We start from the raw sequence: 12,115 nt of genomic DNA, 5'->3' as shown, positions 1-12,115 counted from the left end.
ATCATTCTATGGCAAGTTGACCAAAAAACAAAAAAAGTTCTGTGCAACTTGCACAAAACTTTATAGGATATCTGGTAAGATGAGTTGATAACAGAGTGTTAAATCCGTCAAATCCTTTAATTGGAGCCCTGTTAATTCTTCCCATTTATCAATCTTGTACTGGAGAGAATTACGGTGCAAATACAACTGCTGAGCTGTTTTTGTCAGAACCGCACTATTGTCCCAAAGAGACAAAATAATTTCCTGAATCTGGTCTTGGTCCTGAATCAACTGGCGAAGGTAGTCCTTGATAATTCTAAGGTCAACCTGTTTTTCTCCAAGGCTCCATAGATAGAGTTGAGAAAAAGTCTGAACCCCTTGATGACCTTGACGCCACCAAGTCTTAAAGAGCTCACGCTCAGCCTTGATTAAGTCTGACAAGGATTGTTGAGCATTCTGTGACCAGACCTGCCCCAACATAATCGACAGACGAAGCCCAAAGTCATACTCTACTGCTTCGAGAGTATCTGATAAGATCGAACGAACAGAGATATACTTATCCTGCTGGAGAACAAAGAGATAATCCTGAGCCCCTACCTGAATCGTAGTCAAGTAATTTGGAAACAGGGTTCGCATCATATCTAACCAAGAAGAGAGATTCTCCTGTTGGAAATAAGATAAATGACAATATACAAGCTGTATTTTCTTGAAAGTTTGAGGTGCTTGGCCCTTACCTTCAATCAAATGGCTATACCAAGGATTGAGCGAGACAGATTGTTCCTGCTGGGTTAAGAGAGAAACCAATTGTTTTTCACGTTCACTCAGACTAGCTTCCTCCAGCAAAAGCCACTGATTATTTGACAAAGATAGGCAAAGATAATCTTCTTTGTCTACTGGTTGATCTAAGATTTTACCATCTGGAAACCAATCTAGTAGTTCTTTTGCTAACATATGCTATTCCTCCACTTTTTGGATGCACCAAGAGATCAAGGTTTCTAATCGCTCCATATTTTCAGTCATATGGAGATAACCCATGACAGCTTCAAAACCTGTAGACATACGGTAGGTGACAACATCAGCATTCTTTGCCTTGGTATGGCTATTGGTGTTACGCCCTCGTTTATAGATTTCTTCTTCTTTCTCAGTCAGGACTTGCTCCTCCAACATCAGTGAAATCAAACGAGCCTGAGCCTTGGCTGAAACATACTTGGTAGCCTCTTGGTGGAGTTTATTGGGCTTGGTCATACCTTTGAGGATGAGATGACGACGAATATACATAGAATACACCGCATCTCCTTCAAAAGCTAGGGCAATCCCGTTAATGAGATTGACATCAATCACGTGTCCACCTCACTCCATCCTTGGTATCCAGTAGCTTAATCCCTTGATCAGCTAGTTGGTCTCGGATTTGGTCGGCTGTCGCAAAATCACGATTGGCACGCGCTTCTTGACGTTTTTGAATCAAGGCTTCAATCTCTTCATTCAAAACTTCCTCGACAAAAATAATACCAAAGACCTCTAACATAGTCGCAAGAGTCTCCTTAACCACTGCATCATAGTTACCCGAGTTGATCCATTTGGCCATTTCAAAGACGACTGTGATACCATTTGCTGTATTGAAATCTTCATCCATGAAAGCCACGAACTTATCTTTAAAAGCTTGCAACTCTTGAGAATCTACTTCTCCAGTAAATGGTTGCTCATAGGTGTTCTTTAGATACTTGAGATTGGTCTCGGCATCACGCACAGCCTTTTCCGTAAAGTTGATAGGTTTGCGGTAATGCTGAGTCGCAAAGAAGAAACGAAGCACTTGACCGTCGATAGTTTTGAGGGCATCGTGTACCGTAATGAAGTTCCCCAAAGACTTGGACATCTTGACATTGTCGATGTTGACAAAGCCATTGTGCATCCAGTAGTTGGCAAAAGTCTTGCCTGTTTTAGCTTCAGATTGGGCAATTTCGTTGGTATGGTGAGGAAACTCAAGGTCAGCTCCACCACCGTGAATATCGATGGTATCGCCTAAAATCTCCGTTGACATAACCGAACATTCGATGTGCCAGCCTGGACGACCAGGCCCCCATGGGCTGTCCCAAGAAATCTCACCTGGTTTGGCTGCTTTCCAAAGAGCAAAGTCTACAGGATTTTCCTTACGAGCTGTTTCTTCGTCTGTCCGACCTGAAGCACCTAACTCCAAGTCTTCTAGGGTTTTATTGGCTAACTTAGCATAGTTGTGGGATTTTTCCACACGGAAATAGACATCGCCCTGACTCTCATAGGCATAGCCTTTTTCAATCAGGTCTTCCACAAAACGGATAATGTCAGCCATAAACTCGACTACTCGTGGATGACGGGTAGCAGGCTTGACGCCCAAGGCAGTAACATCCTCACGAAATGCAGCGATATACTTGTCAGCTACTTCTTGAGGTGTGATGCCTTCTTCTTTGGCACGGTTGATAATCTTATCATCCACATCGGTAAAGTTGGAAATATAGGCAACCTCATAGCCACGGTACTCAAAGTAGCGACGAATGGTATCAAAAGCCACCGTCGAACGGGCATTCCCCACGTGGATATAGTTGTATACCGTAGGCCCACAGACATACATCTTAACCTTACCGTCCTCGATTGGGACAAATTCTCGCAAATCACGAGACATGGTGTCGTAAATTTTAATCATGCGGTCAACTCCCTTCTCTATTTCTGACTTTTTCGGCTGAAAACCAGCTCTGCAAAAGGGCCAAATTGTCTGAGGCTATCCAGTTGGTAAAAGCGCTGCCCCTCCTCTTGGGTAAAGAGTGGAACCCCCTTTCCCAGGATAAGGGGCGCTATCTGAATAATGAGGTGGTCGAAAAGATCCGCATCCAAGAGCGGTCCTACCAAGGAATTACCACCAATCACAAAGACATTTTTGCCTTTGTCAATCTGGTGAACAAAGTCCACCACATCCCCAGCTACTGGCTGGTAATTGCTGACAGGAAGGTGCCTATCATGCGTAAAGACATAGTTTTCCGTAGCTTGATAAAAACTTTCTACATCTTGCAAATCTTGGATTTCCTCAAAGGTCCGCTTGCCCATGATGGTGATATCCATTTGTCTGTAAAAGTCATCATAGCCTGTATCCTCTACAGAACCAAGCTGATGCAGCCAGTCTATCCTGTGCTGGCTGTCTGCCAAGTAGCCATCCATGGTGATACAGCCGTAAAAATATACTGCCATTCTTGTAGTTCCCTTTCTAGTTCTGCTTCGCCTTCACTTAGCTGGATAGACCCAGATGATTAGACCTAAGCTAATCAAAGTATTCAGCAAAATCCTTGCTGGACAAGGAAAATAAGCCAGACAACAGTAATTCCAATTCGTACCTATTATTAGAGAGTAGTTTCAATCCAAATCTCTAGCAATTACTAATGCTATCTCAAAGAAAGTCATAGCATCCGCTTTTCTATCCTCGCGTCTAGCATCCCATTCGTGATTTTGATGGTCGACATAGTCAGCTGTGTAGAAAAATTGATAGACATTGGCTAGTCGATATTGAGCCCAGGCCATGATAGCTGAAGCTTCCATATCTACAACTCTAGCTCCTGCTGCTAGTCTTCGTTTGACCTTAGCAGCTGTCTCACGATAGAAGGCATCTGTGGTCCAAGACTTTGTTCGAATATGCTCAATGCCAGCTTTATCCAAGGCTTTTTCCATAGTTAAGAGTAGAGATTGCTCATAGGCTATTTCATCACTTGCTGGAGCATAGTGATAACTAGTACCTTCATCACGTAAAGCCGAGCTTGGTAAGATAATCCTATCTGCTTGAATAGACTGGTCTAGAACTCCGCAAGATCCCAAAACAATAAAGTTCTTAAATTCTCTTGCTTTTAGTTCTTCTAAGAGTCCAACAACCATTGGAGCTCCAATAGTAGCCATAGCAACTGCTACCTTACTCCCATCTTTTTCATAGATATACCATGGCAGTTTGCCATTTAGATTGGTAAGGTAGCCACCTTCGTAGACACCATCTATCTGTTTTACTCGTTCAAGGATTTCTCCATTAAAAGACAAGATAATGGTATCACAAACTTCTCCACCACTAAGGAGGCTTCGATCAGTTGGCTCGATAACAGCAGGTACATTTTCAAATTCTTCTAATAGCATTTATTACTCTTTCGCATTCAGATAAACCACCTGGGTCTGTTTAACAAAGCCAATCTTTTCATACAAACGTTTGGCACCTACATTGCTATCTTCCACGGCAATCTGAAACTCCTTGTCATTTTGCTCAATCAGTTTGTTGACGAGGGATTTTGCTATATAGCTTCCGTAGCCTTGCCCACGTTCAAGCTCAGCTATTGCTAAACCATAGAGGTAATTCGTATTACTCGATAAATCAACTGTACAAGTTCCAATAACCTGACCGTTTTTTAATAAAATATATAGGCGACTTTCTGGATCTTTCAGAGCTTTAGCGACATATCTATCCACAACTTCTTTAGATTCATGTTCCTCTGAAAATGCCTGAAATCTTAACTGACTAATTTGATCCTGATAAGAACGATCTGCTAACAAAACGTCCAGATTGGAAACAGTTGCTAACGGATAAGGTCTTCTATCCTTACCTAACCAGGTTTCTGTCTCTTCATCCTCGACCAGTCCCCAGTTATTGACAAAATCAGGATGGCGCTCTAGAAAAACACGCTCTGTCTGAAAAGTCACAGACTCAATTGGATAAGATGTCGTTTCTTTCTCAAAACTTCTATACAAAGCCCGCGCAATTCCTTGACGACGATGATTGGGGTGGACCAGGATTGCTACTTCCACATCTTGGTCATCTGCATAGACGGTTAATAGGCCAACAAGTTCACCTTTTTCATAATAAAGGAAAAAGGCGGGCATATCGGGGTTAAAATTGAGCATGTTAGAAAGATAAGGATCACGATAAGTTCCATCATAGGCTTGGCAACAGTTAATTAGTTTTTTCGCCTCAGATAACTCCTCTTGGCTTAACTTATTTCTTGCTTGAATCATATAGATATCCTCTACAGCTCAGACGATCTATGACTAGCATCTCTTGCCTGCTCAAGTTTATTGACGTAGTATTCCCGTTTTCCTTCAACCTCATGAATAGTTAGCTCATCCTTTTGGCCATGAACTCGAACAATCTTGGCTGGAACTCCAACCACAGTCACATCACTAGGTACATCTGCTACAACGACTGCAGCAGCACCAACTTTAGCATTTTCACCTATCTCAACAGGTCCAATGATTTGGGCATGAGCAGAAATGAGAACTCCTTTGCGAATGGTCGGGTGGCGTTTACCAGAATCCTTACCAGTTCCTCCGAGAGTCACACCATGGTAGAGGAGCACACCTTTTTCAACGACGGCTGTTTCCCCTATGACCAGACCTCCTCCGTGATCAATAAACACACCTGAATCTATCTGAGCACCTGGATGTATCTCAATCTGCGTCCAAAAGCGCCAAAACTGGCTGTGCATGCGAGCTAAGAGCTTAAAGCCGTGTTTCCAGAAAAAATGAGAGAGACGGTGGGCAGCCAAGGCCTTAACTCCAGGGTAAGTCAGCAAGACTTCCAAGGTGCTACGAGCCGCTGGATCATTTTCTTTTACGATATCAATGGTTTCACGCCACCATCCCATACATTTCTCCTTTCTTATTCTGAATCTTTTGGTGTTTCTGTAGTTTCTTTCTTAGGTTTATGGTCCTTATGATGGTGACGAGGACGACCGACATGACGATGCCCCTTTTCACCTTTTTCTTCTGAATGTTCAGATTTTGGAGGACGTGGTAAGAGTGCTTTCATAGAAGCATCTACACGACCTTTTTCATCGATCTTAATAACCTTCACATCTACAAAATCACCAATTTGAACTAAATCTTCTACATTATTGGTACGTGTCCAAGCCATTTCAGAGATATGTACAAGGGCATCTGTCTTATCAAATAGGTTGACAAAGGCACCAAATTTCTCGATACGAACAACTTTGGCATGGAAAACTTCATCCACTTTGGCTTCACGTACCAAACCAGCGATGATTTCTTTGGCACGGTTGATTGCATCTTGGTCGCTAGAGTAGATAGATACATTTCCTTCTTCGTCGATGTCAATCTTAACGCCTGTTTCAGCGATGATCTTGTCAATGGTTTCTCCACCCTTACCGATGACAATTTTAATCTTGTCCACATCAATCTTGATGGTATCAATTTTCGGAGCTGTTGGAGCCAATTCTGGACGAACTTCAGGAATAGTAGCTTCAATCACATCAAGGATTTCAAAACGAGCTTTCTTGGCTTGAGCAAGAGCTTCCGTCAAGATTTCTGCAGTGATCCCTTGGATCTTGATATCCATCTGAAGGGCAGTAATCCCGTCGCGAGTACCTGCAACCTTAAAGTCCATATCTCCAAAGTGGTCTTCCAAACCTTGGATATCTGTCAACACTGTATAGTTGTTACCATCTGAGATGAGGCCCATAGCAATCCCTGCTACTGGTGCCTTGATTGGCACACCACCAGCCATAAGGGCAAGTGTTCCCGCACAGATAGATGCTTGAGATGAAGAACCATTTGATTCCAATACTTCTGCTACCAGACGGATAGCGTATGGGAATTCTTCCAAGCTTGGCAATACTTGAGCAAGAGCACGCTCACCAAGAGCACCGTGACCAATTTCACGACGACCAGGTGCACCGTAACGGCCAGTTTCCCCTACAGAGTATTGTGGGAAGTTATAGTGGTGCATAAAGCGTTTCTTGTGTTCTGGATCTAGACCATCGATAGTTTGTGCTTCACCCATTGGTGCCAAAGTTAAGACAGAAAGGGCCTGAGTTTGGCCACGAGTAAAGAGACCCGAACCGTGTACACGAGGAAGGAAGTCGACCACTGCATCCAAAGGACGAATTTCATCAACCTTACGACCATCAGGACGAACCTTGTCTTCTGTAATCAAACGGCGCACTTCTGCATGTTCCATTTGTTCCAAGATTTCAGCTACATCACGCATGATACGGTCAAACTCTTCGTGGTCCGCATATTTTTCTTGGTAAACTGTAGTAACTTGGTCTTTGACTGCTTGAGTTGCGGCTTCACGAGCCAATTTTTCTTCTACTTGGACCGCTTTTTGAAGGTCGCTATTGTAGACCGCAATGATTTCGGCTTGCAATTCAGCGTCTACATGAAGCAACTCAACCACTGCTTTTTCTTTTCCAACAGCAGCAACGATTTCTTCTTGGAAGGCAATCAATTCTTTAACGGCTTCATGTCCTTTAAGAAGAGCTTGTAGCATGATTTCTTCTGACAATTCTTTAGCACCAGACTCTACCATGTTGATAGCGTGCTTAGTACCGGCTACTGTCAATTCGAGAAGAGAGCGCTCTGCTTGTTCTTGAGTTGGGTTGATGATGATTTCACCATCGACATAACCTACTTGTACTCCAGCGATTGGTCCGTCAAATGGAATATCTGAGATAGACAAGGCCAATGATGAACCAAACATAGCTGCCATTGGTGCCGATGCATTTTCATCGTAAGAAAGAACTGTATTGATCACTTGTACTTCATTACGGAAACCTTCCGCAAACATTGGACGGATTGGACGGTCAATCAAACGCGCTGTCAAAGTCGCATCTGTTGAAGGACGTCCTTCACGTTTCATAAAGCCACCAGGAAACTTCCCAGCTGCATACATTTTTTCTTCGTAGTTAACTTGGAGCGGGAAGAAGTCCCCAGTTGCCATCTTCTTAGACATAACGGCTGCAGTCAAGACAGTTGACTCACCGTAACGAACGACAACAGCGCCATTTGCTTGCTTAGCAACCTGACCAGTCTCTACGATTAACTCACGACCCGCAAAAGTCGTTTGAAACACTTGTTTTGTCATTTTAATCCCCTTTGGATTGATAAAATTATACGCCTTGCCTACAAAGATCAAGATACTAAGGCCGTCAAAAGCAAAGTAAAAATAGGAAACTGACGAAGTCTTCGATGAAGACAAGACAGTTTATCTTTTTTACACAGCTTTTCGGCCGAGTTCAATTAATCAAGATATTTTGGACGGTTCGGCTTGCCGAACATTTCTGTAGAAAAATAGGAAGGTGACGCTGCACTCGATGAGTGTAAGGAAGCTTGTCTTTTTTCCTAAGAAATGAGGCCAAAATTCAATTATGAATTTTTTTGATATTTCACTGGAATAGTGCGGACGGGGGCAACTTCCTTCGGAATTTCATCCCTAATTTTTTAGCCAGAAGTCTAAAAAATTCCGTCCTAGAAAATAACAGAGTTATTCTCTAGGATACCACTATAGCGTGAAATATCTTTTAATACTCACTTTGTTCTTTTTTTATAGACACTTATTATCAGGTTTTAATACAAACCTAATCATCTATAAAAAAACTTTCATAGCTTAAATACCCTCATCTTTGTATCAAGTACGTACAGAGTCTATTTTATCATATTTTTCTTAAAAAGTACGGTCTTTTCTATAAAAAAGGAACCATTCTTCTCATCAGAAAAGAATGGTTTGCTTTTTATTATTTTACAGGCTGATGGTTAAACAAGGCATGGGTTGCTTGATGTATGTACTGAGCCGTATCTGCATTGTTCATAGTGTAGAGATGCACACCTGCAACGTCTTGCGTTACCAAGTCCACGATTTGGTCTACGGCATAGGCAAGTCCTGCTGCTCTGAGTGACTCAGGGTCATTCTCATACTTGTCCAAGATAGCCTTAAACTTACGTGGGAGATGGATATTCTCACAAGTCTTCAAAAGACGAAGGGCTTGGTTACGGTTAAGGATTGGCATAATCCCTGCATGAATGGGAACATCAATTCCAGCCAAGGTACACTTATCTTGGAAATCGTAGAAACGCTCATTATCAAAGAAAAGTTGCGTTACTAGACTAGAGCATCCTGCATCCACTTTTTTCTTAAGATTTTGGATATCTGAGATTTGATTTGGCGAGTCTGGATGTCCTTCAGGATAACAAGCACCAATGATATCAAAGTGTGGGGCCTGTTCCTTGATGAACTCAATCAAGTCTGTCGCATAACAGAAATCCTTCTGTGGCTCAACACCTGGAATGATATCTCCACGAAGGGCCAAGATCTTCTGTACGCCAACCTTGTCCAAATCTCTAATGGTTTCAGCAACCTTATCCTTAGTCAAGTAAATGGCTGGCAAGTGAGCAATGGTCTTAATATTCAAGTCATTTTGGATATAGTCAGCCAAACGAACCGTCGTCTCTTTGATATTAAATTTATTATTACTGGCAGTCACACTGATGAAGTGTGGTGCTAAATCCTGCATATTTTGCAGTGCAGAAATAATTTTATCATTGCCTACTTCTGGGTTTGGAGGGAAAACTTCAAATGAGAGGGACGGTGTTTGACGTGACATATGTATAAACCTTTTCTAGTTGATTTCTTACTGATCAACCGTGTAGGGAGAATTGTCTTTTCTTACAATTTCTCACGCGCAGCTTTAGCAGCTTCTACAAGGCGGATCAAGCTTTCTTTAGTTTCTGGGATACCACGTGTTTTCAAACCACAGTCAGGGTTAATCCATACTTTCTTGCTAGGTACTTTCGCAAGGATAGCTTCGATTGTGTGGTCGATTTCGCCTTCATTAGGCACACGAGGTGAGTGGATATCGTAAACCCCAGGTCCAACTTCTGTTTGGAAGTTTTTCGCTTTGAGTTCGTCCAAGATTTCAAGGTTTGAACGGCTAGCTTCAAATGAGATAACGTCTGCATCCATGTTGTCGATAGCTGGGATGATATCTGTAAATTCTGAGTAACACATGTGAGTGTGGATTTGTGTGTCTGGTGCTACAGTTGAGTGAACCAAACGGAAGGCTGGAATAGCCCAGTCAAGGTAGTCTTCGTACCAGTCGCTACGACGAAGTGGCAATTTCTCACGAAGGGCAGCCTCGTCGATTTGGATGATTTTCACGCCTGCAGCTTCAAGGTCAAGAACTTCATCCTTGATTGCAAGAGCGATTTGAAGAGTAGAATCCTTGATAGAGATGTCTTCACGTGGGAATGACCAGTTAAGGATGGTAACAGGTCCAGTCAACATACCTTTAACAGGTTTGTCCGTACGGCTTTGTGCGTAGCTAGACCATTTCACAGTGATAGGGTTGAGACGAGTGACATCGCCCCAGATGATTGGTGGTTTAACCCCACGCATACCGTATGATTGTACCCAACCATTCTTAGAGAAGAGGTAACCTGACAAGTTTTGACCGAAGTACTCAACCATGTCATTACGCTCGAATTCACCGTGTACAAGCACGTCAAATCCAACTTCTTCTTGCCATTTAATCCATTCGTCGATTTGCTCTGCCAAGAACTTGTCATAATCTTCTGCTGACAATTCACCCTTACGGAAGGCCAAACGTTTGGCACGAACTTCCTTAGTTTGAGGGAATGAACCAATAGTTGTTGTTGGAAGAGCTGGAAGTTTGAAAGCTTCTTCTTGGATTGCTTCACGTTCAGCAAAGGCTGGCAAACGAGTGTAGTCTGCGTCAGTCAATCCAGCGATACGAGCACGAAGTTCCGCATTTTCACCAACACGTTCAGTCGCAAAGAGTTCTTTGTTAGCTGCAAGAGCTTCTGCTCCTTGACCGTTGCGGATAGCATCCAAGTCACGGATCTCATCCAATTTTTCAACTGCAAATGCAAAGTGGTTCAAGATAGCTGGTTCAAATTCTTCGTTAGCAGTTGTAAATGGCACATGAAGAAGTGAGCATGAGCTAGTCAAGACGATGTTTTCAGCTGGGATTTGCTCAAGAATAGCCAAGCTCTTTTCGTAATTGTTGCGCCAGATGTTCTTACCATTGACAATACCTGCATAAAGAGTCTTGTCAGCTGGGAAGCCACCTTTAACGAGTTCAAGAGTTTTCTTACCTTCAACGAAGTCAAGACCGATAGCATCTACTGGCAATTTCACAAGGTCAGCGTAAACGTCACGCACGTCACCGAAGTATGTTTGAAGCAAGACTTCAAGACCTTTTTTATCAGCCAAGAGTTTGTTGTAGATGTTCAAGAAGAGAGCTTTTTCTTCAGCTGTCAAGTCTTTGACAAGAGCAGCTTCGTCCAATTGGATACGAGCCGCACCAAGTTCAGCCAATTTTGCAAAAACTTCTTGGTAAGCAGCTACAAAGCTATCTACAAAGTCTTCTGCTTTAACACCTTCTTCAAAATCTGACAATTGAAGGAAAGTGAATGGACCTACAAGGACAGGACGAGTGTTAAGACCCAATTCTTTGGCTTCTTGGAACTCATCAAAGATCTTGTGACCAGCCAATTTTACTTGAGTGTCTTTTTCAAATTTAGGAACGATATAGTGGTAGTTAGTGTTAAACCATTTTTTCATCGGAAGGGCACGAACATCCCCTTTTTCACCTTGGTAACCACGAGCCAAAGCAAAGTAGCGCTCAAGTTCTGATAATTCCAAGTTTTGAACGGATGCAGGAACTACGTTGAAAAGGAAGGCTGCATCTAGGAAGTTGTCATAGTGAGAAAAGTCATTTGATGGGATTTCAGTGATGCCTTTTTCTTTGACAATGTTCCAGTGTTTAGCACGTAATTCTTTAGCCGCAGCCAAGAGTTCTTCTTCTGAGATTTCTTTTCTAAAGTATTTTTCAGTTGTAAATTTTAATTCGCGGAATTCACCCAAACGAGGGAAACCGATAATTGTAGTTGACATGTTTTGTCCTCCAAAAATTGTTGTTGAAACTATCTTAACAGAAAAGAAACTGTCTGTATAATTGTAAAAAATTAGGCTTTGATATAGTTTCAAACTATATCTCGATTTAGAGCACAAAAAAAGATTTAGAGAAGATTCCCCAAATCCTTTGATAGATATAGATTAGTAACCTTTCAAGGTTGCTATGTTCTTCGCAAAAAAATAGTGAATTGAAAGCTACCTATGGCTTGGTATTAGAAAAGACTATAGGTTGATTTTTCTTTTATAATTCTGATATTTCCCTGAAAAAGTGCGGACGGGAGCAAATTACTTCGTAATTTCATCCCTAATTTTTGAGCCATAGTGTCTCAAAAATCCCGTTCTAGATAATAATAAATTGTTATCTAGAATACCACTATAGCGGGAAATATCCTATAAAAGCTCACTTCGTTC

General features: G+C 42.2%; 10 protein-coding genes. All 10 read right to left on the bottom strand.

The window, feature by feature from the left end; all coding sequences use genetic code 11:
• Positions 1 to 60: 60 nt before the first annotated feature.
• A complete protein-coding gene (locus PAN07_RS02840) occupies positions 61 to 930 on the bottom strand; it encodes a helix-turn-helix domain-containing protein (protein WP_269796972.1) in 870 nt (289 codons plus the stop codon).
• A 3-nt stretch (positions 931 to 933) separates the two neighbouring features.
• On the bottom strand, positions 934 to 1,320 hold the full coding sequence (locus tag PAN07_RS02835) for a Mini-ribonuclease 3 (protein WP_269796971.1): 387 nt from the start codon (positions 1,318 to 1,320) through the stop codon (positions 934 to 936).
• Entirely contained in the window at positions 1,313 to 2,656 is a 1,344-nt protein-coding gene (cysS, locus tag PAN07_RS02830) for a cysteine--tRNA ligase (RefSeq protein WP_269796970.1), read from the bottom strand. Before cysS ends, PAN07_RS02835 begins: the two co-directional genes overlap by 8 nt.
• Positions 2,657 to 2,673: 17 nt before the next feature.
• Positions 2,674 to 3,195: a dihydrofolate reductase family protein gene (locus PAN07_RS02825; protein WP_000301974.1), complete on the bottom strand. Its 522-nt coding sequence runs from the start codon at positions 3,193 to 3,195 to the stop codon at positions 2,674 to 2,676.
• A 162-nt stretch (positions 3,196 to 3,357) separates the two neighbouring features.
• Positions 3,358 to 4,119: a nucleoside phosphorylase gene (locus PAN07_RS02820; protein ID WP_269796969.1), complete on the bottom strand. Its 762-nt coding sequence runs from the start codon at positions 4,117 to 4,119 to the stop codon at positions 3,358 to 3,360.
• Between the two features lie 3 nt (positions 4,120 to 4,122).
• Entirely contained in the window at positions 4,123 to 4,989 is an 867-nt protein-coding gene (locus tag PAN07_RS02815) for a GNAT family N-acetyltransferase (protein WP_269796968.1), read from the bottom strand.
• A gap of 11 nt (positions 4,990 to 5,000) precedes the next feature.
• Entirely contained in the window at positions 5,001 to 5,618 is a 618-nt protein-coding gene (cysE, locus tag PAN07_RS02810) for a serine O-acetyltransferase (protein WP_269796967.1), read from the bottom strand.
• Positions 5,619 to 5,632: 14 nt separating this feature from the next.
• Positions 5,633 to 7,855 (bottom strand): polyribonucleotide nucleotidyltransferase, encoded by a 2,223-nt coding sequence (pnp, locus tag PAN07_RS02805; protein WP_269796966.1) that lies wholly within the window; start codon positions 7,853 to 7,855, stop codon positions 5,633 to 5,635.
• Positions 7,856 to 8,504: 649 nt separating this feature from the next.
• Positions 8,505 to 9,371, bottom strand: coding sequence for a methylenetetrahydrofolate reductase [NAD(P)H] (gene metF / locus PAN07_RS02800; protein ID WP_269796965.1), 867 nt, complete (start codon positions 9,369 to 9,371; stop codon positions 8,505 to 8,507).
• Between the two features lie 62 nt (positions 9,372 to 9,433).
• Positions 9,434 to 11,683, bottom strand: coding sequence for a 5-methyltetrahydropteroyltriglutamate--homocysteine S-methyltransferase (gene metE / locus PAN07_RS02795; protein ID WP_269796964.1), 2,250 nt, complete (start codon positions 11,681 to 11,683; stop codon positions 9,434 to 9,436).
• Between the last annotated feature and the right edge of the window lie 432 nt (positions 11,684 to 12,115).

This window comes from Streptococcus sp. SM5 (assembly GCF_027497975.1).
The sequence above is the reverse complement of the archived record's forward strand: the minus strand, read 5'-3'. Positions and strand labels throughout refer to the sequence as shown.

Bases quoted from the DNA above. Each gene is read 5' to 3' on its own strand.
- PAN07_RS02820 (WP_269796969.1), bottom strand. From the start codon at position 4,119: ATGCTATTAGAAGAATTTGAAAATGTACCTGCTGTTATCGAGCCAACT.
- PAN07_RS02825 (WP_000301974.1), bottom strand. From the start codon at position 3,195: ATGGCAGTATATTTTTACGGCTGTATCACCATGGATGGCTACTTGGCA.
- metE (WP_269796964.1), bottom strand. From the start codon at position 11,683: ATGTCAACTACAATTATCGGTTTCCCTCGTTTGGGTGAATTCCGCGAA.
- PAN07_RS02815 (WP_269796968.1), bottom strand. From the start codon at position 4,989: ATGATTCAAGCAAGAAATAAGTTAAGCCAAGAGGAGTTATCTGAGGCG.
- PAN07_RS02840 (WP_269796972.1), bottom strand. From the start codon at position 930: ATGTTAGCAAAAGAACTACTAGATTGGTTTCCAGATGGTAAAATCTTA.
- metF (WP_269796965.1), bottom strand. From the start codon at position 9,371: ATGTCACGTCAAACACCGTCCCTCTCATTTGAAGTTTTCCCTCCAAAC.
- pnp (WP_269796966.1), bottom strand. From the start codon at position 7,855: ATGACAAAACAAGTGTTTCAAACGACTTTTGCGGGTCGTGAGTTAATC.
- cysE (WP_269796967.1), bottom strand. From the start codon at position 5,618: ATGGGATGGTGGCGTGAAACCATTGATATCGTAAAAGAAAATGATCCA.
- cysS (WP_269796970.1), bottom strand. From the start codon at position 2,656: ATGATTAAAATTTACGACACCATGTCTCGTGATTTGCGAGAATTTGTC.